The organism is Pseudomonas sp. A34-9 (genome assembly GCF_029543085.1).
GTDB lineage: Bacteria > Pseudomonadota > Gammaproteobacteria > Pseudomonadales > Pseudomonadaceae > Aquipseudomonas.
Window position 1 is genome coordinate 2,710,139 of record NZ_CP119967.1, and the last position, 24,015, is coordinate 2,734,153.

Annotated in this window: 22 protein-coding genes and 1 pseudogene; 9 read left to right on the forward strand and 14 right to left on the reverse strand. The window is 60.7% G+C overall.

All coding sequences use genetic code 11. From position 1 onward, the window contains the following. Positions 1–57: 57 nt before the first annotated feature. Together P3G59_RS12235 and P3G59_RS12240 are read left to right on the forward strand one after the other, a co-directional pair. Positions 58–1,425, forward strand: a complete 1,368-nt coding sequence (locus P3G59_RS12235; protein WP_277761743.1) for an MFS transporter — start codon at positions 58–60, stop codon at positions 1,423–1,425. Positions 1,426–1,455: 30 nt separating this feature from the next. Beyond that, positions 1,456–2,730, forward strand: a complete 1,275-nt coding sequence (locus P3G59_RS12240; protein ID WP_277761744.1) for a glucarate dehydratase family protein — start codon at positions 1,456–1,458, stop codon at positions 2,728–2,730. 96 nt (positions 2,731–2,826) lie between these two features. On the opposite strand, the gene P3G59_RS12245 is transcribed toward P3G59_RS12240, so the two are convergent. Next, complete coding sequence (locus P3G59_RS12245) at positions 2,827–3,711, reverse strand: LysR substrate-binding domain-containing protein (RefSeq protein ID WP_277761745.1); 885 nt, start codon at positions 3,709–3,711, stop codon at positions 2,827–2,829. A gap of 157 nt (positions 3,712–3,868) precedes the next feature. Here P3G59_RS12245 and P3G59_RS12250 point away from each other — a divergent pair, with 157 nt between their 5' ends. Then, complete coding sequence (locus tag P3G59_RS12250; protein ID WP_277761746.1) at positions 3,869–6,895, forward strand: FAD-binding and (Fe-S)-binding domain-containing protein; 3,027 nt, start codon at positions 3,869–3,871, stop codon at positions 6,893–6,895. On the opposite strand, the gene P3G59_RS12255 is transcribed toward P3G59_RS12250, so the two are convergent. Beyond that, positions 6,828–7,514 carry a paraquat-inducible protein A gene (locus P3G59_RS12255; RefSeq protein ID WP_277761747.1) on the reverse strand — a complete coding sequence of 229 codons (687 nt, stop codon included), beginning with the start codon at positions 7,512–7,514 and terminating at the stop codon, positions 6,828–6,830. The genes P3G59_RS12250 and P3G59_RS12255 overlap by 68 nt on opposite strands. Beyond that, positions 7,511–8,107: a paraquat-inducible protein A gene (locus P3G59_RS12260; RefSeq protein ID WP_077573324.1), complete on the reverse strand. Its 597-nt coding sequence runs from the start codon at positions 8,105–8,107 to the stop codon at positions 7,511–7,513. Before P3G59_RS12260 ends, P3G59_RS12255 begins: the two co-directional genes overlap by 4 nt. A 219-nt stretch (positions 8,108–8,326) precedes the next feature. Between P3G59_RS12260 and P3G59_RS12265 the strand changes: the two genes are divergently transcribed. Beyond that, on the forward strand, positions 8,327–9,496 hold the full coding sequence (locus P3G59_RS12265) for a DUF1624 domain-containing protein (protein ID WP_277761748.1): 1,170 nt from the start codon (positions 8,327–8,329) through the stop codon (positions 9,494–9,496). Between the two features lie 14 nt (positions 9,497–9,510). Here the strand turns inward: P3G59_RS12265 and P3G59_RS12270 are convergent. Both P3G59_RS12270 and P3G59_RS12275 read right to left on the reverse strand, forming a co-directional pair. Then, a pseudogene (locus P3G59_RS12270) lies at positions 9,511–9,627 on the reverse strand (LysR family transcriptional regulator); the annotation flags it as partial. Between the two features lie 129 nt (positions 9,628–9,756). Next, entirely contained in the window at positions 9,757–11,148 is a 1,392-nt protein-coding gene (locus P3G59_RS12275) for an aldehyde dehydrogenase family protein (RefSeq protein WP_277761749.1), read from the reverse strand. 103 nt (positions 11,149–11,251) lie between these two features. On the opposite strand from P3G59_RS12275, the gene P3G59_RS12280 reads away from it, so the two are divergent. The 3 genes from P3G59_RS12280 to P3G59_RS12290 all read left to right on the forward strand — a co-directional run bounded on the left by P3G59_RS12280 (position 11,252) and on the right by P3G59_RS12290 (position 13,445). After that, positions 11,252–12,130, forward strand: coding sequence for a LysR family transcriptional regulator (locus P3G59_RS12280; RefSeq protein WP_277762139.1), 879 nt, complete (start codon positions 11,252–11,254; stop codon positions 12,128–12,130). A gap of 83 nt (positions 12,131–12,213) precedes the next feature. Beyond that, positions 12,214–12,876, forward strand: a complete 663-nt coding sequence (locus P3G59_RS12285) for a M24 family metallopeptidase (RefSeq protein ID WP_277761750.1) — start codon at positions 12,214–12,216, stop codon at positions 12,874–12,876. A gap of 140 nt (positions 12,877–13,016) precedes the next feature. Then, the gene (locus P3G59_RS12290) at positions 13,017–13,445 is read left to right on the forward strand and encodes a TOBE domain-containing protein (protein WP_277761751.1); all 429 of its coding nucleotides are present in this window, start codon (positions 13,017–13,019) and stop codon (positions 13,443–13,445) included. 60 nt (positions 13,446–13,505) lie between these two features. Here the strand turns inward: P3G59_RS12290 and P3G59_RS12295 are convergent, their stop codons facing one another. Together P3G59_RS12295 and P3G59_RS12300 are read right to left on the reverse strand one after the other, a co-directional pair. Continuing rightward, a complete protein-coding gene (locus P3G59_RS12295; protein WP_277761752.1) occupies positions 13,506–15,074 on the reverse strand; it encodes an aldehyde dehydrogenase (NADP(+)) in 1,569 nt (522 codons plus the stop codon). Beyond that, complete coding sequence (locus P3G59_RS12300) at positions 15,071–15,709, reverse strand: isochorismatase family cysteine hydrolase (RefSeq protein ID WP_277761753.1); 639 nt, start codon at positions 15,707–15,709, stop codon at positions 15,071–15,073. The genes P3G59_RS12295 and P3G59_RS12300 overlap by 4 nt, the downstream gene beginning before the upstream one ends. 99 nt (positions 15,710–15,808) lie before the next feature. Here P3G59_RS12300 and P3G59_RS12305 point away from each other — a divergent pair, with 99 nt between their 5' ends. Continuing rightward, positions 15,809–16,306: a helix-turn-helix domain-containing protein gene (locus tag P3G59_RS12305; protein ID WP_277761754.1), complete on the forward strand. Its 498-nt coding sequence runs from the start codon at positions 15,809–15,811 to the stop codon at positions 16,304–16,306. 6 nt (positions 16,307–16,312) lie between these two features. On the opposite strand, the gene P3G59_RS12310 is transcribed toward P3G59_RS12305, so the two are convergent. Both P3G59_RS12310 and P3G59_RS12315 read right to left on the reverse strand, forming a co-directional pair. Beyond that, entirely contained in the window at positions 16,313–16,936 is a 624-nt protein-coding gene (locus P3G59_RS12310) for a glutathione S-transferase (RefSeq protein ID WP_277761755.1), read from the reverse strand. A gap of 99 nt (positions 16,937–17,035) precedes the next feature. Continuing rightward, positions 17,036–18,451, reverse strand: coding sequence for a cytosine permease (locus tag P3G59_RS12315; RefSeq protein ID WP_277761756.1), 1,416 nt, complete (start codon positions 18,449–18,451; stop codon positions 17,036–17,038). Between the two features lie 255 nt (positions 18,452–18,706). Between P3G59_RS12315 and P3G59_RS12320 the strand changes: the two genes are divergently transcribed. Beyond that, the gene (locus tag P3G59_RS12320; protein WP_277761757.1) at positions 18,707–19,618 is read left to right on the forward strand and encodes a LysR family transcriptional regulator; all 912 of its coding nucleotides are present in this window, start codon (positions 18,707–18,709) and stop codon (positions 19,616–19,618) included. Positions 19,619–19,636: 18 nt separating this feature from the next. Here the strand turns inward: P3G59_RS12320 and argE are convergent, their stop codons facing one another. The 5 genes from argE to P3G59_RS12345 all read right to left on the reverse strand — a co-directional run bounded on the left by argE (position 19,637) and on the right by P3G59_RS12345 (position 23,849). Continuing rightward, positions 19,637–20,785: an acetylornithine deacetylase gene (argE, locus tag P3G59_RS12325; protein ID WP_277761758.1), complete on the reverse strand. Its 1,149-nt coding sequence runs from the start codon at positions 20,783–20,785 to the stop codon at positions 19,637–19,639. Beyond that, complete coding sequence (locus P3G59_RS12330; RefSeq protein ID WP_277761759.1) at positions 20,782–21,459, reverse strand: DUF1028 domain-containing protein; 678 nt, start codon at positions 21,457–21,459, stop codon at positions 20,782–20,784. Before P3G59_RS12330 ends, argE begins: the two co-directional genes overlap by 4 nt. A gap of 120 nt (positions 21,460–21,579) precedes the next feature. Further along, the gene (locus tag P3G59_RS12335; protein WP_007910844.1) at positions 21,580–21,996 is read right to left on the reverse strand and encodes a RidA family protein; all 417 of its coding nucleotides are present in this window, start codon (positions 21,994–21,996) and stop codon (positions 21,580–21,582) included. Between the two features lie 60 nt (positions 21,997–22,056). Continuing rightward, positions 22,057–23,376: an NAD(P)/FAD-dependent oxidoreductase gene (locus P3G59_RS12340; RefSeq protein ID WP_277761760.1), complete on the reverse strand. Its 1,320-nt coding sequence runs from the start codon at positions 23,374–23,376 to the stop codon at positions 22,057–22,059. Between the two features lie 206 nt (positions 23,377–23,582). Then, positions 23,583–23,849, reverse strand: coding sequence for a DUF4880 domain-containing protein (locus P3G59_RS12345; protein WP_277761761.1), 267 nt, complete (start codon positions 23,847–23,849; stop codon positions 23,583–23,585). Positions 23,850–24,015: the final 166 nt, after the last annotated feature.

Genomic DNA, 24,015 nt, shown 5'->3' on the forward strand with positions numbered 1-24,015 from the left:
CCATGATCGGCCCAACGCTTCACGCCATCCCTAAAAAAACAAGATCGGGAGTCGCCCTTGAAAACCCTCCAGAGTCCGCTGGACGTCACGGTTCTCGCCCGTGCCGCCGCCAAGGTCAAGCGCCACGTGCTGCCGCTGTTCGTGGTGATGTTCATCGTCAACTACATCGATCGGGTCAACATCGGTTTCGTGCGCAGTCATATGGAAACCGATCTGGGCATAGGCGCGGCGGCTTACGGCCTCGGCGCCGGATTGTTCTTCGTTGGCTATGCGCTGTTCGAAGTGCCGTCGAACATGCTTTTGCAACGTTACGGCGCGCGAGTCTGGCTGACGCGGATCATGTTCACTTGGGGCGCTGCCGCCATGGCCATGGCGTTCGTCAAAGGTGAAACCAGTTTCTACGTGCTGCGATTTATTCTTGGCGCGGCAGAGGCTGGGTTCTTTCCGGGGATCATTTATTACTTTACCCAATGGCTGCCGGCTTCCGAGCGTGGCAAGACCATGGCGGTGTTTCTCAGTGGCTCGGCGATTGCCTCGGTGATCTCCGGCCCGGTGTCCGGTGCGCTGCTGCACATCAGCGGACTGGGCCTGCACGGCTGGCAGTGGATGTTTTTGATCGAGGGCGCAGCATCGGTGGTGCTTTGCGCGTTTGTCTGGTTCTGGCTGCAATCGCATCCGCGTCAAGCCAAGTGGCTGAGCGAAGAAGAGCGCGAGGCGCTGGTAGCGGCGATTGCCGAAGAGCAGCGCGCTCGTGAGGCGGTGCAGGTGGCCAGGCCGTCGATGTTCAAGCTGTTGGCGGACCGGCAGATTGCGCTGTTCTGCTTCATCTACTTTTCTATCGCCCTGACCATTTACGGCGCAACGTTCTGGCTGCCGAGCATGATCAAGAAGATGGGCAATCTCGGCGACTTCCAGGTTGGCCTGCTTAATTCGATCCCATGGATCATTTCGATTGTCGCCATGTACGGTTTTGCGGCGATGGCCGGCAAGTGGAAATTTCAGCAGGCATGGGTAGCGCTGACGTTAGTGATCGCGGCGATCGGCATGTTCATGTCGACCACTGGCGGGCCGATCTTCGCCTTCGTTGCCATCTGTTTCGCCGCCATCGGCTTCAAGGCTGCGTCGGCGCTGTTCTGGCCGATTCCGCAAAGCTATCTGGATGCGCGTATCGCCGCTGCGGTGATCGCCCTGATCAACTCCATCGGCAACCTCGGCGGCTTCGTCGCGCCGACGGCGTTCGGCTTCCTCGAAGAAACCACCGGCTCCATCGAGGGCGGACTGTACGGCCTGGCGGCGACGTCGCTGATCGCTGCGGTGGTGATCTTTTTCGCCCGTACCGCGCCGGGTGCCAAGGGTAAAACCCTGGCAAAGCCCCATGACGAGACCGCCGTCGTTGCGACGGCCAGCCCGGCCGCGAGCCACTGAATTGATTGTTGATCTGTCAGGAGCGTTATCTTGAAAATCACCCGAGTCACCGTGACCCCGATTGCCTTCCGTGATCCGCCGCTGCTCAACGCCAGCGGTATCCACGAACCCTTTGCCTTGCGTTCGATCATCGAAATCGAAAGCGACAACGGCTACATCGGCCTCGGCGAAAGCTATGGCGATGCCCCGGCGCTGGCGATCCAGCAGCAGTTGCAGGCGCAACTGATCGGCCTCGACCCGTTCAATCTCAACCAGTTGCGCGCCATCGTGCAGGCGACCGTTGCCGCGAACAAACCTGCCAGTCTCGCCGGTGCCGAACTCGCGCCCGGTTCTCATGCCAGCAAAGCGGTGAGCAATGCCTATTCGGCGTTCGAAGTGGCGTTTCTCGATTTGCAGGCGCATTACCTGAATGTGCCGCTGGTGGACCTGCTCGGCGGCGCGATTCGCGATGAAGTGCCGTTCAGCGCTTACCTGTTTTTCAAGTACGCGCAGCATGTCGATTCGCCTTACAAACCGGACAATTGGGGCGAGGCGCTCAGCGAGCAGCAAATCGTCGCGCAAGCTGCGCGCATGATCGAGGCGTACGGGTTCAAAAGCATCAAGCTCAAGGCCGGCACGTTGCCGCCGGAGCATGAAGTGGCGTGCATCAAGGCGCTGAAAAAAGCCTTCCCCGGCTACCCGCTGCGCATCGATCCGAATGGCAACTGGTCGCTGCAAACTTCGATTCGCATGGCCGAATTGCTCGGCGATGATCTGCAATATTACGAAGACCCAACCCCTGGCCTCCACGGCATGGCCGAGTTGCACAAGCGCACCGGGCTGCCGCTGGCGACCAACATGGTGGTTACCGATTTCGACGAGTTCCGCCGCAGCGTCGCGCAAAACAGCGTGCAGATTGTTCTCGCCGACCATCATTACTGGGGCGGTCTGCGCGACACGCAGACGCTGGCGAAGATGTGCGATGTGTTCGGCGTGGGCGTGTCGATGCATTCCAATTCCCACCTGGGCATCAGCCTGATGGCGATGGCGCATGTGGCGGCAGCCGTGCCGAATCTGGATTACGCCTGCGATACGCATTACCCGTGGCAGGAACCGGATGAAGAGGTGATCAAGGGCGGCAAACTGCCGATTGTCGATGGTTGCGTGAAGATCACGCGAGCGCCGGGGCTTGGGCTGGAGCTCGATCATGAGCAGTTGGCCAAGCTGCATGATCAGTACCTGACGTGCGGGATTCGTCAGCGTGATGATGTGCGGCAAATGCAGCGCTACAAGCCGGACTGGAAGGCGGTTAAACCACGGTTTTGAGGTGTCTGCATTGACGCCATCGCGAGCAGGCTCACTCCTACAGGGAGGCGCATTCCAACTGTAGGAGTGAGCCTGCTCGCGATGGCGTCCTCACGGTTACAACGTTTCCAGCAGCCAATCCCGAAACGCTTTCAGCGACGGCAGGTTCTCATTGCGCGGCGGATACACCAGGTAGTAGCTGCGCCGGCTGGTAATCGGCTGCCCCAGTTGCAGCAATTCACCGCTGAGCAACTCATCCTCAACCAGAATTCGCGGCACCAACCCCACACCGATATTCGCCCGCACCGCTTGAATCAAGTGCGAGGTCATTTCAAAACTCGGGCCGATGCGCATGCTGCGGTGTGGCAAGCGGTGATGACTGAACCATTCCGCCCACGCCTGCGCATTGCTGCTGACATTGAGCAGCAGTTGCCCGGCGATATGCTGTTCGGCGTCATCGCGCTCAGCATCGGACAGCTGCGCACTGGCGATCACCACCAGTTCTTCCGTGTGCAGGGGCAGGGCGGCCAGCCCCGGCCAGTCACCACCGCCGACACAGATTGCCGCATCGATTTCGCTGGTATCGAAGTCGATTGCGGCGATACGCGAATGCAAGTGCACGGTCATGCCCGGGTGCGCGGTGTAGAAATCCTTCAGCCGTGGCAGCAGCCATTTCGAACCGAACGTTGGCAGCGTCGCCAGGCGCAAGCTGTGAATGCCCGAGCCGAACGCCATGGCCTGCAAGGTCGCACTGCGAATCTGCCCAAGCGCTTCGGCGAGTTCACGTTGATACATGCGCCCGACATCGGTCAGCACCACTTGCCGACCTTCGCGGCTGAACAAGCGCATGCCGAGCATCTTCTCGAGAATCTGCACCTGCCGGCTGACCGCACTCTGCGTCAGCGACAGTTCGTGGGCGGCGCGGGTGTAGCTTTCGTGGCGCGCGGCGGCCTCGAAAGCCAGCAATAACGACATGGAAGGGGTGAGCGTGCGCGGATTCATTCGTAAAAGTCATCAATAGCGGGTCGAATTTACGGTTGTCCCAGGGTCTGCCAGCAATGAACATGGGCACCATTAGATGGCGGAGCCTGACGCAATCATTCGTTGCGTACAACTGTTCACCGCCACGCGGCCCGATTTGACCGAGATAACCTGACCGATGATTGCCCAGCTGTCCCCCGCGAAAGTCCTGACCCGCGATTACCAACAATTCCTCGATGCCCTGAAGAACAGTGGCTTTCGCGGTGAAATCAGCGCCGATTACGCCAGCCGCGTGGTGCTGGCGACCGACAATTCGATCTATCAGCGCCTGCCGCAAGCAGCGGTATTTCCGCTGGATACCGATGACGTGGCCCGGGTCGCACGGCTGATCGCCGAACCGGCGTACCAGCAAGTGGTGATCACGCCGCGCGGCGGTGGCACCGGCACCAACGGCCAATCGCTGACTGACGGCATCGTCGTCGACCTGTCGCGGCACATGAACCGCATCCTCGAAATCAACGTCGAGGAACGGTGGGTGCGGGTGCAGGCCGGGGTGGTCAAGGATCAGCTCAACGCTGCGCTGAAATCCGCCGGGCTGTTTTTCGCCCCGGAATTGTCGACCTCCAACCGCGCCACCGTTGGCGGCATGATCAACACCGACGCCAGTGGCCAGGGCAGTTGCACCTATGGCAAGACCCGCGATCATGTGCTTGAACTCGATATGATTCTGCGCGGCGGTGAGCGTCTGCACGGTTTGCCCCTTGAGGACACTGAGCTTGATGCACTGTGCGCCCGCGAAGACCGCGTCGGTGAAGTCCATCGTTGCGCGCGGCAGATCATCGATGAGCAGGGCGAGCTGATCAAAGCGCGCTTTCCCGATCTCAATCGCTGCCTGACCGGTTATGACCTCGCGCATCTGCGTGAGGCGGACAACCGTTTCAACCTCAACAGCGTGCTGTGCGGCGCTGAAGGCTCGCTGGGTTTCGTGGTCGAAGCGCGGCTGAATGTATTGCCGATCCCCAAACACACGATGCTGGTGAACATCCGCTACGCCGGGTTCATGGATGCACTGCGCGACGCCCGCGCCTTGATGGCGCTCAAGCCGTTGTCGATCGAAACCGTTGACTCGAAAGTGTTGTTGCTGGCGATGCAGGACATCGTCTGGCACGGCGTTGCCGAGTATTTTCCAGAAAGCGCCGAGCGCCCGACCCTGGGTATCAACCTTGTCGAGTTCTGCGGTGATGACCCCGAAGCATTGCAACGCCGGGTCGAGGCGTTCGTCGGCCACTTGAGCAGCGACCGCACTGTCGAGCGTTTGGGCCACACGCTGGCGGTCGGCCACGCAGCGGTGAACAAGGTCTATGGCATGCGCAAACGTGCGGTGGGCTTGCTCGGCAACGTCGCCGGTGAAGCGCGGCCGCAGCCGTTTGTCGAAGACACCGCCGTGCCGCCGCAACACCTGGCCGAGTACATTGCCGAGTTGCGCGACCTGCTCGACAGCCATGGTTTGCAGTACGGCATGTTCGGTCACGTCGATGCAGGCGTGCTGCACGTACGGCCGATCCTTGACATGAAAGATCCGCAGCAAGCGGCGCTGGTACGCCCGGTGTCCGATGGCGTCGCAGCGCTGACCCAGCGTTACGGCGGGCTGTTGTGGGGTGAGCATGGCAAAGGCTTGCGCTCGGAATACGCCCCGGCATTTTTCGGGGAGTTGTATCCGGCCCTGCAAGCGCTGAAGGCCGCATTCGACCCGTTCAATCAATTCAACCCGGGCAAGATCGCCACCCCGGCCAACACCGGCGCGGCGCTGCTGAAGATCGACGAAGTCACTTTGCGCGGTGAACTGGATCGGCAGATCGACGAAAAAGTCTGGCAGGACTACGGCGCGGCCATGCATTGCAACGGCAACGGCGCCTGCTACAACTTCGATCCTGATGACGCCATGTGCCCGTCGTGGAAAGCCACCCGTGAGCGTGCGCAATCACCCAAGGGCCGCGCCTCGTTGATTCGCGAATGGCTGCGCTTGCAGGGCGAGGCGGGCGTCGACGTGTTGTCCGACACGATTCGCAAGCCTGCCTTTTTCAGCACGTTGTGGCAGCGCTGGCGCAACAGCCGTGCGCAGTCCGAGGACTTTTCTCACGAAGTCTATGACGCCATGGCTGGTTGCCTGGCGTGCAAGTCCTGCGCGGGGCAGTGCCCGGTGAAGGTCAATGTGCCGGAGTTTCGTTCGCGCTTTCTCGAGCTGTATCACAGCCGTTATCTGCGTCCGGCGCGGGATTATCTGATCGCTTCGCTGGAGTACAGCATCCCGTACATGGCGCGGATTCCGGCGCTGTATAACGCTTTGATGGGCGCGTCATTCGTTCGCAGCCTGTTGGAACGGGTCGGCGGCATGATCGACGTGCCGCTGCTCAGTCGTTTTGATTTCCATGCGGCGATGGGCCGTTGGCAGGTGCAACCGGCGACGGTTTCGACCTTGTCGGCGCTGACCGAGGCGCAACGTGAGCGCAGCGTGGTGATCGTGCAGGACGCCTTCACGCGTTACTTCGAAGCGCCGCTGTTGGCCGATCTGGTCGAGCTGATTTCGCGCCTCGGCTATCAGGTGTATCTGGCACCGTTCAGCGCCAACGGCAAGCCGTTGCATGTGCAAGGCTTCCTCTCGGCGTTCAACCGCGCAGCGTTGCGCAACGCCCGGCAGCTGCGTGAGTTGGCGGATGTGGGCGTGCCGTTGCTGGGCCTCGATCCGGCGATGACGCTGGTGTATCGCCAGGAATATCTGAAAGTGCCGGGCATGGAGGAATGCCCGGAAGTGGCGCTGGTGCAGGAGTGGTTGCTCAAAGTCATGCCGGAGCGGTTGCCTCAGGACAAGCCCGCGTCGTTCCGCTTGCTTGCCCATTGCACCGAGAAAACCAACGCCCCGGCCGCGACTCGACAGTGGGAGCAGGTCTTCGAGCGCGCAGGTTTGCAACTGGCCACACAAGCCACCGGTTGCTGTGGCATGTCCGGCACTTACGGCCACGAGGCGCGCAATCGCGAAACCTCAGCGCTGATCTATGAGCAGTCGTGGGCCCGTCAGGTAGACGCGCCGGCGCAGAAGGGTGAAGCGCTGGCGACCGGTTATTCCTGCCGCAGTCAGGTCAAGCGCCAGTCGGATCAGGCACTGCGTCATCCGTTGCAGGTGCTGCTTGAGGTTCAGCGTCGCTGAGGTCGCCGCCGGTGTCCTTGTCCCAAATCAGACGCGGATCGAAACTCATCGCCGCCAGCATGGTGAACACCACGACCAGGCCGAAGAACAGAATGCCCGGTCGTGGTTCGATATCGCCCAGCGCCTGAAACTTCACCAATGCTGCGACCAGCGCCACCACCAGCACGTCGAGCATCGACCAATAGCCGATCAGCTCGACGAAGCGGAACAGCTTCGAGCGCTCCTTGCGCGCCCAGGCGCTGTCGCGCTGCACGGTCATCAATAGCAACGTGAGGGCAACGAACTTGACGCCCGGCACGGCGATACTGGCGATGAAAATGATCAGGGCGATGTCCCACGCGCCGTGTTCCCAGAACTCCAGCACGCCACTCATGATCGTGCTGTCGGCGCCGCTGCCGAGCATGGTGGTGTTCATCACCGGCAGCAGATTGGCCGGCACGTAAAACGCCAGCGCCGCGAGCATATAGGCCCAGGTACGGGCCAGTGAGTTGCTCTTGCGCCGGTGCAGTGGCGCATCGCAGCGCGGGCATTCATGTGGCTCGTCGGTCATGTCGCAGGCCAGCCCGCAGCTGTGGCACAGGCACAGATTGAGTTCGCTGGCGGTCGGTGGCCGTTTCATAGAATGTCCCAAAGGTCGCGGATGTCGCGGCCGGCAATTCTGATCATCATCAGGCTCAGCACGGCCAGTGCAAACAGGCCAATGCCGGGCAATACATCAAGCAATCCGGCCAGTTTGAACACCGCCACCATCGCCCCCAGCAGGCACACTTCGAGCATGCTCCACGGCCGCAGGGTTTCCAGCCAGCGCATGCACAGCTTGAAGCCCGGAGCACGTCGGGAGGACAGGGCGAAGCTGAGCACCCAGATCAGCAGCACCAATTGAAACGCCGGGGCAATGATGATCGAAATCGCCGCGACCATCGCCATGAACGTGATCGGTCCCTGACTCAGTGCCAGCACCGAATCCCACAGTGTCGCGCTGTTTTTAAGGCCTTTGAGGCTGATGCTCATCACCGGATAGAAGTTCGCAAACAACCACAGCATCGCCGCCGTGAACGTCAGGGCCAGGCGCTGTTCGACGGTCAAACCGTTGAAGCGCTGGAGGACACCGCCGCAGCGCACGCACGAGGTTTTCTGGTGTTTGGCCAGCACGGCTTTTTCGTACACACAATCGCAGTGCTCGCAAATGATCAGGTGTTCGGTGTTGACCATGGACAACGCTCGACAGCAGGCCGCAAGGGCAGGGGAGACCTGATCACTATAGAAGCCTGAGGCTATTGGGCAAATGGCGCGGCATGATCGGCTGCGGTTTTTCCGGGTATCACTGTCGATCAGGATTGGGATTTTGCTTTTTGATGTTATAAGGTAACGCAAAATTTAAAGGGGAACCCTTGTGGCCCCAGTTGTTTTCCCTTCGATTGCGAAACGCTCATGACGATTGTGCTCCCTCGTTCTGCCCCGTTGACCACTGGCCGCCTGCTGTCCATTGACGCCCTCAGAGGCCTGGTCATTTTGTTCATGCTGTTGGACCACGTGCGTGAAACCTTCTTGCTGCATCGTCAGGTCAGTGACCCGATGGACATCGCCGGCACCGAGCCGGCGCTGTTTTTCAGCCGCACGCTGGCGCATCTGTGCGCGCCGGTGTTTGTGTTGCTGAGCGGATTGTCGGCGTGGTTGTTCGGTGAAAAGTACGCGGGCAAGTCTGATGTCAGCGCCTTTCTGTTCAAGCGTGGTCTGTTTCTGGTGGTGCTGGAATTTACGTTGGTGAACTTCGCGTGGACGTTCCAGTTGTCGCCGAGCGTGATTTATCTGCAAGTGATCTGGGCCATCGGCTTGAGCATGATTGCCTTGTCGCTGCTGGTCTGGCTGCCGCGCGGGCTGTTGCTGACGTTGAGCCTGATGATCATCGGCGGACACAACCTGCTCGACGCGGTGCATTTCCCCGTGGAGTCGGTGCTGCATGTACCGTGGGCGGTTTTGCATGATCGCGGCTGGATCGAGGTCAGCGACAGCCTTCGTCTGCGCACGTCCTATCCGTTGTTGCCGTGGATCGGTGTGATCGGTCTGGGTTATGCGCTGGGGCCGTGGTTTGCTCGCGGCGTTGGGGCGGGGTTTCGGCAACAGCACCTGCTGCTTGCGGGGAGCGCCGGGCTGCTGGGTTTTGTCGGGTTGCGCCTGATCAACGGCTATGGTGAAAAACCATGGGCCGTGGGTGACACGCTGCTGCAGACCCTGATGAGTTTTTTCAACATCACCAAGTACCCACCGTCGCTGCTGTTTATCGCGCTGACGGTGAGCGCCGGGCTGTTGCTGCTACTGGCGTTCGAGCGCTCACAGGATCGTCGCTGGATTCGCGGGTTGAGCGTTTTCGGTTCGGCGCCGATGTTTTTCTACCTGCTGCATTTGTACGCATTGAAGGTTTTGTACCTGATCGGCGTGGCCCTGTTCGGGCTGAATCAGGGCAGCTATTTCGGTTTTTCGTCCGTCTCGGCGATCTGGCTGGCGGCAGTCATTCTCGCGATTGCGCTGTTCCCGGCCGTACGCTGGTTCTCGGCGTTGAAGGCTCGGCGCCGCGACATTGCCTGGCTCAAGTATCTGTAAACGCCTAACGCTTGATTGCGCACGAAGTCGATAAACGCTTTGAGGGCGGCCAGCACATGGCGCCGGTTCGGGTAGTACAGGTGCAGACCCGGATAGTACGGGCACCAGTCAGCCAGTACTTGCACCAGACGCCGCTGCCGCATAAACCCAATGTGGGAGCGAGCTTGCTCGCGAAAGCGGTCAATCATTCAACATTGATGTCGACTGACACGACGCCTTCGCGAGCAAGCTCGCTCCCACAGGTTTTTCCGTTGGCTGGTTTATTTACGATCCAGCCACACGGTTTGCGCGTTGCAGAACTCGCGCACGCCGAAGTGCGACAGTTCACGGCCGAAACCACTCTTCTTCACGCCACCAAAGGTCACGCGCGGGTCGCTGGCGGAGTAGCCGTTGATGAACACGCCGCCCGTGTCCAGTTCGCTGGTCAGTTGCTGAGCCAGTGCCACGTTGGCGGTGTAGATCGTTGCGGTCAGACCGAATTCGCTGTCGTTGGCCAAGGCCACGGCATGCGCACAATCGCGGGCGGTGATGATCGACGCGACCGGGCCGAACAGTTCCTGTTTGAACGAGGTCATGCGGTCGGTGACGTCGGCCAGCACGGTCGGTTCGTAGTAGTTGCCCGGGCCTTGCGACTTGCCGCCGCCGAGCAGCAGGGTGGCGCCTTCTTCCAGGGTGTCGCGCACTTGCTGGTCGAGTTCATCACGCAGATCGAAACGCGCCATCGGGCCGATGTAGGTCTCGGCGGACAATGGATCGCCGACCTTCAACTGACGCGTAGCCTCGACGAACTTGCGGGTAAATTCCTCGACCACGCCTTCTTCGATGATCAGGCGTTTGGCGGCAGCGCAAACCTGGCCGGAGTTCTGGTAGCGACCGATGACGGCGGCTTGTACCGCCTCATCCAGATCGGCGTCGTTGAGCACGATAAATGGATCGGAACCACCCAGTTCCAGCACGCATTTTTTCAACGCGGCACCGGCCTGAGCACCGATGGCCATGCCGGCACGGACGCTGCCGGTCAAGGTCACGGCGGCAATGCGTGGGTCAGCGATGGCGGTGGAAACGCCTTCCGGGGTGACGTTGATCACTTCAAACACGCCATCGGCGAATCCGGCGCGGGTGAAGGCGTCGCGCAACAGATAGGCGCTGCCCATCACGTTCGGCGCATGCTTGAGCACGTAAGTGTTGCCGGCGATCAGCGCCGGAACGGCACCGCGCAGCACTTGCCAGATCGGGAAGTTCCACGGCATTACCGCGAGGATCGGGCCGAGCGGACGGTACTCGATGCGCGCCTTGCCACCTTCGACTTGCGTCGGTTCAGCGTCGAGCATCGCCGGGCCATTCTCGGCGTACCACTCGCAGAGCTTGGCGCATTTTTCGATTTCGCCGCGCGCCTGGGCGATTGGCTTGCCCATTTCCAGGGTGATCATGGTCGCCATGGCGTCGCTGGTTTCACGCAGCGCACCGGCGAGGGCGCTCAACAAGCGCGAACGATCCTGCAACGGCTTGCGCTTCCATTTGCCGAAGCCGAAAGCTGCGCGGGTCAGCGCGGCGTCGAGGGCCGCAGCGGATTCAAACGCGTAGTGGCCGATCTGCTCGCCCGTGGCGGGGTTGATCGAGATGGCGTGGGTCTGGCTGGAAATCTGGCTCATGGCTTCGTCCTGCATGTTCGTCGGATGAGCCTAGAGTAGGGTGGTGTTTGTTTTCTGGAAACTGAATAATAAAGATCGTTTCTTTCACGATTGGAGAATGACTGTGGATCTGGTGCAGCTGGAAATCTTCAAAGCGGTTGCCGAACACGGCAGCATCAGCGCCGCCGCCGCGCAGATCCATCGCGTGCCGTCGAACCTGACCACGCGGATCAAGCAGCTTGAGCAGGATCTGGGCGTTGATCTGTTTATCCGCGAGAAAAGCCGTTTGCGTTTGTCGCCGGCCGGGTGGAGTTTTCTTGAGTACGCGCGACGCATTCTCGACCTGGTGCAAGAGGCACGGGCGACGGTGGCGGGGGAGGAACCGCAGGGCGCTTTTCCATTGGGTTCGCTGGAAAGCACGGCGGCGGTGCGCATCCCCGAGCTGCTGGCGGCGTACAACCAATTGCACCCGAAAGTCGATCTGGACCTGTCTACCGGGCCCTCCGGCACGATGATCGACGGCGTGCTCTCCGGGCGTCTGGCCGCTGCATTCGTCGACGGCCCGGTGTTGCATCCGACGCTGGAAGGCGTGCCGGCATTCGAAGAAGAGATGGTCATCATCGCGCCGATCAACCACGCGCCCGTCGAGCGTGCGGCGGATGTCAACGGTGAGAATATTTATGCCTTCCGTTCCAACTGTTCCTACCGTCACCATTTTGAAAAATGGTTCAGCACCGACGCCGCCGTGCCGGGCAAGATCTTTGAAATGGAGTCGTATCACGGCATGCTCGCCTGCGTCAGCGCCGGTGCCGGGCTGGCCTTGATGCCGCGCAAAATGCTGCAGAGCATGCCCGGCAGTGCGACCGTCAGCGTTTGGCCATTGGCGGCGGATTTTCGCTACCTGACCACTTGGCTGGTGTGGCGACGGGGCACGGTGTCGCGCAGTCTGAGCATGTTTGTGCGCTTGCTCGAAGAGCGCGGGGTGGTGCGTGCAGAAGAGTAATTGACGCTTTGTGTCATGGCTGTATCTTGGTCGACGTTTCGCAATATAAAAAACTATACAGCGTAGCCATGAGGAACAAGGAAATGACCACAGCCCTGGGCGGTAAAGAAGCGGTCGGCGAACGTTTTGTGCTGGAAACCATGCGCCACGCGCAACAGTTGACCTGGAAAGCCGTCGACGCCATCGCCGCCGTGATCAAACCGGGCATGCTCGAATCGGAAGCGACGGCGCGGGGCAAGGAAATCCTCGCTGAGCTGGACATGGACCGGATCTGGCATCCGCTGCTGATCCGCTTCGGTGCCAACACGCTCAAGACGTTCAAACAGCGTTCCGATGGCGATCCGGTGTTGGGCGAAGAGGATATTTTTTTCATCGATATGGGGGTGGTCTGGCAGGGCCATGAAGGTGATGCGGGCGCGACGTTCACCACCGGTGCTGATCCGCAAATGCTCGCTTGCGCGGCGGCGGCCAAGGAATTGTTCGACCGCGTCGAAGCCTTCTGGCGTGAGGGTGTTTCCGGGGTTGAGCTTTATCGTTATGCCAGTGATCAGGCCGAGGCGATGGGCTGGGTACTGAACCTGAATATCAAGGGCCATCGGGTCAGCGATTTTCCTCATGCGATTCACCGGGGCGGCGATCTGGGCGATTTTGATCAGGCGCCGCATGCCGGCGTGTGGATTCTGGAAATCCAGATCGCTCATCCGTCGCGGCCGTTTGGCGCTTTCTATGAGGACCTGCTGATCTGAGCCGTGCTGATCTTCGGGGCGTGCTTTTATGTAGGGGGCGTGACAACAGGGCGCAGCGCTGTAGTTGTTTTTATATAGCGCCAACTTCGATGATGCCCGCCGTTTCCTAACTCCAAAGTCAAAAAAACAGGACGTCCAGCATGAAAGTCAGCGCTCGCAACGTATTCAAAGGCAAAGTCAGCAATGTTCAGGCCGGCGCGGTCAACGCCGAAGTGGTACTGACATTGGCTGGCGGTGAGCAATTGGTGGCCGTCGTGACCATGGAAAGCATCAAGAGCCTCGGCATCGCCGTCGGCAAAGAAGCCGTCGCGCTGGTCAAGGCGCCATGGGTCATGTTGATGACCGAGTCCAGTGACATCCGCCTGTCGGCGCGCAACTGCCTGGAAGGTAAAGTGCTGAGCGTGACCGACGGCGCGGTCAACGCCGAAGTGGTCATCGAGCTGGCTGGTGGTTCCCGGGTCTACTCGATCGTGACCCGTGATGCCGTTGCCGAGCTGGGCCTGGCCAAAGGTGTCAGCGCCACAGCCGTGATCAAGGCTTCGCACATCATTCTGGGTGTTCCGGCCTGACTTGATTTCGCAGTAAACAAAGCCGGGCTCTTGCGACAGAGTCCGGCATTTTTTTGCCCGTCAAAACGCCCCGTCAATACTGCGCGGCAGATTCAGCGGATTACCTTCACGCAATACCTCTGGCAACAACTCATCGGGAAACCCTTGATACGTCACGGGCCGCAAGAAGCGCTCGATCGAGGTCATGCCGACCGAAGTGAAGCGGCTGTCCGATGTAGCGGGAAATGGCCCGCCGTGCACGGTGGCGAAGGTCACTTCCTGTGGGTGGGCGAAGGCGTTGACCACGATGCGCCCGGTGCGCCGTTCGAGAATCGGCAGCAGGCGCCGCGCCAATCCCAGATCGACACTTTCAAGGTGAATCGCCGCGCTGAGCTGACCCTTGAACGAGCGGGCGACTGCCAGCAGCTCGGCTTCATCACTGACCGATACCAACAGTGCCGACGGGCCGAACACTTCGTTCGCCAGTGCCGGTTCGCTGAGCAAATGCTGCCCCTCGATTTCCAGCAAGGCCGCACGTCCGGCGAACGTGGCATCGGCCGGCGTGCCTGCTGCGATCACCTGCGCGCCGGCACCTTCCATCGCCATCAGACCCTCGACGTAGGCGCCATGAATGCCCGGCGTCAGCATTGTCCGCGCCGGTGCCTCGCTGACCCGTTTGCGCATGGCGCTGCGCAGTTCATCAAACCCCGCACCGCGGATGGCAATCAGGATCGACGGACACAGGCAGGCCTGGCCGACGTTGACCAGCATGCGCTCGATAAAGCCGTCGCCGATTTCGGCGCCGCGAGCCGCCAGCGCCTCGGGCAGGATGAAGGTCGGGTTGACGCTGGTCATTTCAGTGAATACCGGGATCGGATCGCAGCGCAATTGCGCGCGGCGATAGAGCGCCATGCCGCCCTGTTCGGAGCCGGTGAAGGTCACAGCCTTGATCAGCGGATGATCCACCAGCGCTTCGCCAATGGCATTGCCGCCGCCACGCACCATCGAAAAAACCCCTTCGGGCAAGCCATGCGCCTGCACGGCTTTACGAATGGCGCGGGCCTGAATTTCCGAGGCCCCGGGATGCGCGTTGTGCGCCTTGAGAATCACGGTGGCCCCGGCCGCCAATGCCGACGCAGTGTCGCCACCCGCCACCGAGTAGGAAATCGGAAAGTTGCTCGCGCCGAAAATCGCCACCGGTCCAATGGCGATTTTTTGCAGGCGATGATCCATCCGTGGGCGCGGTTGACGCTCGGGTTGCGCCGGGTCGATCGCCAGTTGCAGGAAACGGCCCTTGCGCACGACATCGGCGAACTGGCGAAACTGGGTGGCCGCTTTTGCGGCTTCGCCTTCGAGCTGGGCTTGCGGCAGGCCGGTTTCCAGTGCCGCGCGCGCGGCCAGTTCATTGCGCACCTCATCGAGGTTTTCAGCGATGGTTTCGAGAAACGCGGCACGCTCGGCCAGCGAGGTGTGGCTGTAGTGGTCGAACGCAGCATCGGCGAGTGTGGCTGCCTGATCAACTTGTGCCGCACCGCCGAAAGCGAAGTCCGGTTCGATCAGATGATCAGTCGCCGGATTCAGCGCTTTCATCGTGCCTTCGGTGGCCGCAACGTCCGCCGCGCCGATCAGCAAATGGCCGGTCAGATTCATTGCGCTTCACCTTGGGATTTGAGGTTGGTAATCAGTTCGTCGGTGCTGGCAATAACGTGCGCGAATGTCGGGCCGTTGAGTTCGTGGGCGGCGTGCATCATTTCCGCTTTGAAGGCCGCCGTTGCATCGCGCACCAGGGTGACGTGGTAGCCCAGTTCCGAGGCATAGCGCGCGGTCGCTTCGATGCAGGTGTTGGCCAGCAGGCCGACGATGATCACGTGGGTGACGCCTTGCTGCTTCAGGCGAAAATCCAGATCGGTGTTGGCGAAACCACTGGATCCCCAGTGTTCCTGAACCACGATGTCGCCGTCCTTCGGGGCGAAATCCGGGTGCCATTCGCCGCCCCATTCGCCCCGGGCAAAGTGGTGCATGTGCATGATTTTGCATTGGGTCGGGGTCGGGTGGTCCCAGGTTTCGTAGTCGCCTTTTTCCCAGCGATGATGGGGTACGATGACCACCGGAATCTTCAGGTCGCGTACCGTGCGGTCGAGTTTGCGCAGGTTGTCGAGCAGGCCATTCTGTTCGGCCATCGGTTTGATCAGCGGAAAGATCTTGCCGCCGTCCGAGAGAAAATCGTTGTACGGATCGACCAGCAAATAGGCGGTTCTGTCCAGCGGGTAGGAGGTATTCGACATGGCTGTTGGCTCCGGCAATTGAATTGATCGGTGCACAGGGCTTGTCCCGGCATCGTGTAGATATGATAATCATAGTAACTGTAAAAGAGGCAAGCCCTGATGGCAGTAAACGATAGTCGTCCTGACACGCTGTGCCCGATCTCCCGGGCTGAGACGATCGTCGGCGACCGCTGGACCGTGCTGGTTTTGCGCGAATTATTCATGGCCAATCATCGCTATGACGAGATCCAGGCGCAGACCGGCGGTACGCCGCAAATGGTCGCCGCGCGTCTGAAATGTCTGGAAGCGGATGGGCTGGTCGAGCGGCGCTTGTACAACGAGCGACCGAAACGCTACGAGTACCACCTCACCGCGAAAGGCGAGGCGTTCTACCCGGTAATCATTGCGCTGCGGGCGTGGGGAGAGACCTGGTGCAAGGCACCGGAGGAGGGGCTGGCAGTGAACATGACCCACAAAAACTGCAACCACGACGCCGGCCTCGGGCCGCTGTGCGATCACTGTGGCGAACCCTTGCGTCGGGAAGATCTGATCAGCCAGCCACAAGCAGCCTACGCCGCCGAACGGCAGGCGCGGCGAGAGGCGTTCAAAGGCAAATAGCCTCGATCACGGCGTGCCGTTGCGACCGTGCAGCACGTAGCCGGGACGCAAACTCAGGCGTTCGTAATAGGCCCTCACTGCGGGAAAATCCGGGTGAGCCAGTGGCGTTTCGAACCAGCGATTCACCGACAGCCCGATGGGAATGTCCGCCAGGGAAAACTGTTCACCGCTGACGTAGGCGCCGGTCTTTTCCAGTTGTCGATCGAGGATGGCCATGTTCCGCGCCCAGTCGCGGCAACCGGCTGACAGTGCGGTGTTGTCCTGATGCTCCGGTGACTGGCGCACCAGCGATAAAAACGCGTACGACCACGAGCGATTCAGCTCCGACGCTTGCCAGTCGATCCACTGATCAACCCGTGCCCGGGCTTGCGCGTCAGTCGGATAGAGGTGCGAACCGTCATAGCGCGACACAAGATAACGAATGATCGTGTTCGATTCCCACAGCGTGAAATCCCCGTCCTCAATCACCGGCACCATGGCACAGGGATTGAGCGCGAGAAACTCCACATCGTTCGTCGATCTGAATCCTGAACCCCAGTCTTCACGCTCGAAAGGAATCTGCAATTCAGCGCACGTCCACAGCACTTTGCGCACGTTGATCGATGAGGCTTTACCGAGTATTCGCAGCATTGGATGTCCCTTAGCCAACAGTCGTCAGGCCTGAAGTAATACCACACCGCAATAGACAAGGCCCGCACTGGGCGGGCCTTGGTTTTCATCGAGTCAATCTCACAGACTGCTCGCCAGTTTCCCGCCCATCATCCGCCGACGGTAAGACGTGTCGCGGTTGGCCAGCCAGAAATACAGCGGTGAGGTCACCAGCAGTCCCACCAGCCAGGACAGATCCGCGCCGTTGATGTGTGCCGACACCGGGCCGACGTACAGCGGCGTGTTCATGAACGGGATCTGCACGGCAATGCCGATCGCATAAGCCAGCAAGGCCTGCGGGTTGTAGCGGCCGTAGATGCCGCCGTCGACCTGGAAGATCGACTGGATGTCGTACTGGCCTTTGTGGATCGCGTAGAAGTCGATCAGGTTGATCGCCGTCCACGGCACCAGCACCACCAACAACACCAGCACCATGTCAACGAAGTGGCCGATGAAGTCCTTCGAGGCGCCGACGGCGGCAAAGCAGCAGGCCAGCAGCACGATGACCGAGATCACCGCGCGGCTCTTGGCGGTGGGGATCCAGCGGTAGGCGAAGGTTTGCACCAGGGTGATCAGCGACAACACCGCACCGTACAAATTGAGAGCGTTGTGGCTGATCACGCTGAGCAGAAACAGCACCAGCATCAGCGGGCCAATGGAACCTGTGGCGAGTTTGACCGCGTCCATGGTGTCCATGCCCACAGGCGTCGCCAGCACCGCGACGGCGCCGAAAATGAACGCCAGACTCGAGCCCAGCGCCGAACCCAGATACGTGGTCCAGAACGTCGACGAGACTTTCACGTCGGCCGGCAAGTAACGCGAATAATCAGACACGTAAGGCGCAAACGCGATCTGCCACAACGCCGCCAACGACACCGTGGCCAGCCAGCCGGACAGGTTGAAGCTGCCACGGGTGAGGAAGTCATCGGTTTGGATGTGGGTGAAGATATAGCCAAAACCGACGATGATACCGATCCCCAGCACCCAGGTGCCGATGCGATTGAGCACGTGAATGAAGCGGTAGCCGATGATGCCGATGATGCCCGAACCGAACGCACCGATGACGATGCCGACCGGTACTGGAACGCTGTCGACCACACCGTGCAGCGACTTGCCGGCGAGGACGATATTGGAAGCGAAGAAGCCGATGTACATGACGCCGGCGATCAGCACCACCAGCAACGCACCGAGGGAGCCGAACTGCGCGCGGCTCTGGATCATTTGCGGGATGCCCATTTGCGGGCCTTGTGCCGAGTGCAGCGCCATCAGCACGCCGCCGACCAGATGGCCGACGAGAATCGCGACGATGCCCCAGACCAGATTCAAGTGAAACAACTGCACGCCCAGCGCACCGGTGACGATGGGCAACGGCGCGATGTTGCCGCCGAACCAGAGCGTGAACAGATCCCTGACCTTTCCGTGGCGATCTTCGGGGGGCACGTATCCTATCGTGTGTTTTTCAATCAGCGGAGCGGAGGATGCTGCAGGGGTAGCCATGACGAACTCCAAGGCAAGGATGAGTACGTGGACGTACTTCGGCAAGCGCCGGCACGGGCGGCGCATTTCTTGTTGAAGTGATCATGTGCAAAGCGTCGCGAGAGATAAATTAGTAAGTTTGTTGCTTCAGACCTTAAAAAAAATATGCTTCGGCTGGCAGAGCTGTCCGGTATGTTCAAACCCTGATCTGTAGCGCCGTGCTCGTTGTAGGAGCTGCCGAAGGCTGCGATCTTTTGATCTTTTCTGGAGGTGCCCATGGCCGCCTACAACCTGCGCCAGCTCAAATACTTCGTCACCACCGCCGACTGCGGCAGCGTCGCCGAAGCTTCGCGCAAGCTCTACATCGCGCAACCCTCGGTTTCCACTGCGATCAAGCATCTGGAAGAAAGCTTCGGTGTGCAGCTGTTCATCCGCCACCACGCTCAAGGCGTGTCGCTGACACCCAGTGGCTCGCGCTTTTATCGCAAGGCGCTGGAGCTGCTGCGGGTGGCCCATGAGTTTGAGCAGAACGCCCTGGCCGACAATGATGTGGTCGCGGGGCAGATCGATATCGGCTGTTTCGAAACCGTCGCGCCGCTCTATCTACCGCGCCTGATCGCCGGGTTCAAGGCGCGCTGGCCGGGGGTGGAAATCCGTATTCGTGATGGCGAGCAACAAGAACTGGTGCAGGCCCTGACCGCCGGCAGCATCGACATGGCGATGCTGTTCGAACACGACCTGGACAGCACCATTGAAACCACGCCGCTGATGCCGCCGCAGCAGCCTTATGCGTTGCTGCCGGCGAGCCACCGCTTTGCGCAACAGGCGAAAGTCTCGCTGCATGATCTGGTGCTGGAACCGATGATCCTGCTCGACGTGGTGCCGAGCCGCACCTACTTCGTGAGCATCTTCGAAGAGCGTGGCCTGACGCCGAACATCGTCTTCAGCTCGCCGTCGATCGAGATGGTCCGCGGTATGGTCGGCAACGGTTTCGGCTTTTCGATTCTGGTGACCAAACCGTTCAGCGACTACACCTACGACGGCCAGCAAGTCGTGTGTGTGCCGCTGGTGGAAGACGTCACCGGTTCGGGATTGTCCGCAGCCTGGCTGCGTCGGGTACAACTGACCAAACCGGTGCAGTTGTTTGTCGATCATTGCCGCGAGGAGTTGGCCCGGCTGCACCCGTAAGTGCCGTCGAGCCGCTGTTCAGAGGCTGATAAAGCACAGCATCCGTTGCAGCATGGCATCGCACGCCTGCAGTTGACCGAGGCTGACAAACTCGTCGGGTTTGTGCCCCTGGTCCATGCTCCCGGGACCGCAGACCACCGTGGGAATGCCCACCGCATCAAACAGTCCACCTTCGGTACCAAACGCTACAGTGCCGAAATCCTTTGAGCCGCAGAAGGCTGAGATCAACTCCGCCGCCTGGCTTTGCGCATCGGTGGCCAACCCCGGATACGCCGACAAGGCACTGAAACGGATATCACTCTGCGCATTGACCGCTCGCATACGCGGCAACACTTCGCGTTCGGCGTAGGCTTTCAGTGCTTCGGCGACGAGGGCCGGGTCCTGCGAGGGCAGGGCGCGAATCTCGAAATCGAAACGGCAATCGGCAGGCACGATGTTCAAGGCCTTGCCGCCGCTGATCACGCCGGTTTGCACCGTGCTGTAGGGCGGATCGAAGCGCGCATCGTGATGCTCCGGCGCTTTCAACTGCTGGCCGAGCCGACCCAGTTCGCCGATCAGTTCGGCGGCGTACTCAATCGCGTTGACCCCGAGCGGCGCGTACGCCGAATGGCACGGATGGCCCTGCACATCGCAGCGCATCGCCAGTTTGCCCTTGTGGCCGAGCACCGGTTTCAGTTCGGTCGGCTCGCCGATGATGCACAGCAACGGTTTGATCGGGCGCTGCTGCAAGACCTTGAGCAACGAGCGCACGCCGAGGCAGCCGACTTCTTCGTCATAAGACAAGGCAATGTGCACCGGCAGGCGCAGCGGCGCTTTAACCAGCGACGGCACCAGGGCCAGCACGCAGGCGATGTAGCCCTTCATGTCCGCCGTACCACGGCCGAACAGTTTGCCGTCGTGTTCCGTCAGTTCAAATGGCGGCAGCGTCCACGGCTGGCCATCGACCGGCACCACATCGGTGTGCCCGGACAGCACGATGCCCGGTTGATCCACCGGGCCGATCGTGGCGAACAGGTTGGCTTTACTGCGCTCGTCGTTGTAAATCAGCGCACACGGGATGTCGAAACCTTCGAGGTAATCGCGAACGAATTCGATCAGCTGCAAGTTGGATTCTCGGCTGGTTGTGTCGAACGCCACCAGCGCCTTGAGCAACTCGACACTGTTCATCGATCATCCCCGGCGACGCCATAACCCGGTGCCCGGGCCGGATCGAGGGCGCGATCGATGTAGTCCTGAAGCTGCGGCTCATAGGCATTCCAGAGCTTTTGCAACTGGCCGATCGGGTCCTCATCGGCCCAGTCGACACGCAGGTTGACGATCGGCCAGGTCTGCTCGCCGACCACCACGACGGCGGCCGAATGCACCGGGCCGGCTTCACCGCCGAGCGCTTGTGCGGCGTGCAGGGCTTTGAGCAAGCGATCAGCGAGTTGACCTTCGCCGTCCTCAAAGGCGCTGACCATCGCTTCGATGACCGAACGCCCGGCGAGCATGTTGCCGGCGGCGACGCACTGTTCGCCGGTGACGGCGTTGTGCACGCCGAGGGTTTGCGCACCGCTGAAATGCGCAGTCTGGCCAAGGTGGTTGATCGCGGTGATCTGGCGGTACTGGCTGTAGCCGTTGCGGGTCAGGACTTTGTCCAGCGCGTCATCGGGGGCCAGGCCTTGCTCCATCAGCGCAAGGACTTCCGGGCCGAGGGACGGCAGGGTGATGTTCTGGCTCGACACGGCGCCAACACCCGGCAGCAGCCACGGGCAGCGAGCGCCGACGGCGATGCTGGAGGAACTGATGGCGACACCGAACTGGCCGGTTTCGGCGCAGCGGGCTGTGATTGAAAAGGTCATCTGATGAACTCCTTGTGTGTCTGGACTGGCCTCTTCGCGAGCAGGCTCGCTCCTACAGGGGAACGCATTTCAAATGTGGGAGCGAGCTTGCTCGCGAAGGCCGCGACTCGGTGTGATGCCTTACTCAGGAATCACCGCGATCACATCAATCTCCATCAGCCACTGCGGCTGCCCCAGCGCCGACACCACCAGCCCGGTGGAGATCGGGAACACGCCTTTGAGCCACTTGCCCACTTCCCCGTACACCGCTTCGCGATAACGCGGGTCGATCAAGTAAGTGGTGGTTTTGACGATGTGGCTCATGTCGCTGCCGGCTTCTTCCAGCAGTTGTTTGACGTTGCGCATCGCTTGTTCGGCCTGCGCACGCGGGTCACCCAGGCCTACCAGATTGCCGTCGAAATCGGTGCCGACCTGACCGCGCACATACACGGTGTTGCCGGCGCGAACGGCCTGGCACAGGTCGTTGTCCAGCGTCTGGTTCGGGTAGGTGTCTTTGGTGTTGAACATGCGGATGCGAGTGTGGGTTGGCTGGCTCATGTGAAACTCCTGAAGAGGGTGTGCCCCGGCGCAATTGGCGCCGGAGCGAAAAAAAGGCAATCAAGCGTCGACGGTATCGGCGGCTTTGTTGTGGCTGCTCGAATGCAGTGCGGCTTCACGCTGCTCGGCATCGCGGTAGTCCAGATACTTGCGCTGGGTGGCGATGTGATCGGCAACATGCTTGGCGTCGTGCCACACACCCCAGATAAACGACGAGCCACGGCGCGACTGCCATGGCAGGCCGAGGAAATACACCCCCGGTTCGCTCGACACACCACGCTGATGCACAGGCTTGCCCTTGTCGTCGAACGCCGCGACCTGCAACCACGAATAATCCACGGCGAACCCGGTGGCCCAGATGATCGAGGTGACGCCAGCCTTGGCCAGATCCAGATCGACCAACGGATTTTTCACGCACTCAGGGTCCGGATAAGTTTCGCGCGCCTCCGGTTCTTCCGGCAGATCGAGGCCGTTGCGCTCGATGTAGGCGTCTGCAGCATCCAGCAGCGCCAGATAGTTTTCGTCGCCACGCGTGAGGTTGCCGAGCAGATCCTGCTTGAAGGTCACCACGCCGTCATTGAACGACTCGGTGACGCCGACCAGGGTCATGCCGCGATGGGCCAGACCACGGAAATCGATGGTGCGACCGCCATGGGCGCCGCTGACTGCGATGGTCACGTGCTCGCGCCCCGGTTTCATCGCTGCCTGATCCCATTCGCCGAGCACGCCCAGCCACCAGCAGAAATCCCGGTTGCGGTAAGCGCGAGGCGGGCGGTCGTGGGCGCCGACGGACAGGTAAACCTGCTTGCCGGAGCGTTGCAGTTCATCGGCGATCTGCACGCCGGAAGAACCGGCACCGACGACCAGCACTGCGCCAGCCGGCAATTGCTGCGGGTTACGGTAGTCGGCGGAGTGGATTTGCAGCAGACGTTCGTCTTGCGGAGCAATCGCCGGGATCACCGGTTTCTGGAACGGGCCAGTCGCGGCGACCACGCGGTTGGCCTCGATCACACCTTCGGAGGTCTCGACGGTGAAACCCGGGCGACCGACATTGCGCACCACGCTTTTCACGTCAACGCCGGTACGGATCGGCGCATTGAATTTCTTCGCATAGGCTTCGAAATAGTCAGCCACGCGTTCTTTCGGGGCGAAACCGTCGGGATCGACGTCATCGAATTCCAGGCCAGGGAAGCGGTCGTGCCACGCCGGGCCGTTGGCAACCAGCGAGTCCCAGCGTCCGGTGCGCCAGCGTTCGGCAATACGATTGCGCTCCAGCACGAGGTGCGGCACACCGAGTTTGCTCAGGTGCTCGCTCATGGCCACGCCCGCTTGGCCGGCACCCACGATCAGCGTGTCTGTTTTTATTATTTCAGGGGTCATCTCTACATCCTTCCTAGCAAGGCAGTGGGATTCGGGCCGCTGTTGGCTTGTCCGTTTGGCTTGAGGTCAGACTAGGGAGAGGGGGGGTATCGGTAAAATATTATTAAGCTGGGATGTGAAGATAAAATTCTGATGCAGAGCGGCGAAAGCCTTTAAAAATGCGGGCTGCAGCTCTGGGCGCGGGAAGGGAGGGGCAAACCTGGCGGCTAAATTTCACGCTTGCTGTCAGGCGCTGCCCCAGGACCGGTGAGGAGTTTTTTCGCCGTCTCGGGTTCATCCGGCAATTGGCCGCTGAGATCCCAGATCTCGAGCATTTTGGCGTATTCGAAAGCGTGGCGCGGGTCGAGTTGTATCCAGCGCTGGAAGTCCTGGCGTACAGCCGGCGGACAATCGCCATCGTGCAGACGCATGCACCAATCGGCGGCTTGAACAGTGATGTCTTCGTCCATTGCGTTGAGGTCGGAAGGGGGCATGAGCGGGTTCCTGTTATCCGTATAACGCACCCTACTAAGTGAACTGGGAAAAAAATGTCAAAACGACGTGATAATTGTCCGGGCGCGTTTGGATGGCAACCGTCACGTACGTCCGCGCGGGTTGCTTTCATCGGTAAACATTCAAGCGAATGATGGCGCCGCAGTG

Excerpts from the sequence above, each read along its gene's own strand:
- P3G59_RS12245 (WP_277761745.1), bottom strand. The coding sequence starts at position 3,711 with ATGAATCCGCGCACGCTCACCCCTTCCATGTCGTTATTGCTGGCTTTC.
- P3G59_RS12250 (WP_277761746.1), top strand. The coding sequence starts at position 3,869 with ATGATTGCCCAGCTGTCCCCCGCGAAAGTCCTGACCCGCGATTACCAA.
- P3G59_RS12255 (WP_277761747.1), bottom strand. The coding sequence starts at position 7,514 with ATGAAACGGCCACCGACCGCCAGCGAACTCAATCTGTGCCTGTGCCAC.
- P3G59_RS12260 (WP_077573324.1), bottom strand. The coding sequence starts at position 8,107 with ATGGTCAACACCGAACACCTGATCATTTGCGAGCACTGCGATTGTGTG.
- P3G59_RS12265 (WP_277761748.1), top strand. The coding sequence starts at position 8,327 with ATGACGATTGTGCTCCCTCGTTCTGCCCCGTTGACCACTGGCCGCCTG.
- P3G59_RS12275 (WP_277761749.1), bottom strand. The coding sequence starts at position 11,148 with ATGAGCCAGATTTCCAGCCAGACCCACGCCATCTCGATCAACCCCGCC.
- P3G59_RS12285 (WP_277761750.1), top strand. The coding sequence starts at position 12,214 with ATGACCACAGCCCTGGGCGGTAAAGAAGCGGTCGGCGAACGTTTTGTG.
- P3G59_RS12290 (WP_277761751.1), top strand. The coding sequence starts at position 13,017 with ATGAAAGTCAGCGCTCGCAACGTATTCAAAGGCAAAGTCAGCAATGTT.
- P3G59_RS12295 (WP_277761752.1), bottom strand. The coding sequence starts at position 15,074 with ATGAATCTGACCGGCCATTTGCTGATCGGCGCGGCGGACGTTGCGGCC.
- P3G59_RS12300 (WP_277761753.1), bottom strand. The coding sequence starts at position 15,709 with ATGTCGAATACCTCCTACCCGCTGGACAGAACCGCCTATTTGCTGGTC.
- P3G59_RS12305 (WP_277761754.1), top strand. The coding sequence starts at position 15,809 with ATGGCAGTAAACGATAGTCGTCCTGACACGCTGTGCCCGATCTCCCGG.
- P3G59_RS12310 (WP_277761755.1), bottom strand. The coding sequence starts at position 16,936 with ATGCTGCGAATACTCGGTAAAGCCTCATCGATCAACGTGCGCAAAGTG.
- P3G59_RS12315 (WP_277761756.1), bottom strand. The coding sequence starts at position 18,451 with ATGGCTACCCCTGCAGCATCCTCCGCTCCGCTGATTGAAAAACACACG.
- P3G59_RS12320 (WP_277761757.1), top strand. The coding sequence starts at position 18,707 with ATGGCCGCCTACAACCTGCGCCAGCTCAAATACTTCGTCACCACCGCC.
- argE (WP_277761758.1), bottom strand. The coding sequence starts at position 20,785 with ATGAACAGTGTCGAGTTGCTCAAGGCGCTGGTGGCGTTCGACACAACC.
- P3G59_RS12330 (WP_277761759.1), bottom strand. The coding sequence starts at position 21,459 with ATGACCTTTTCAATCACAGCCCGCTGCGCCGAAACCGGCCAGTTCGGT.
- P3G59_RS12335 (WP_007910844.1), bottom strand. The coding sequence starts at position 21,996 with ATGAGCCAGCCAACCCACACTCGCATCCGCATGTTCAACACCAAAGAC.
- P3G59_RS12340 (WP_277761760.1), bottom strand. The coding sequence starts at position 23,376 with ATGACCCCTGAAATAATAAAAACAGACACGCTGATCGTGGGTGCCGGC.
- P3G59_RS12345 (WP_277761761.1), bottom strand. The coding sequence starts at position 23,849 with ATGCCCCCTTCCGACCTCAACGCAATGGACGAAGACATCACTGTTCAA.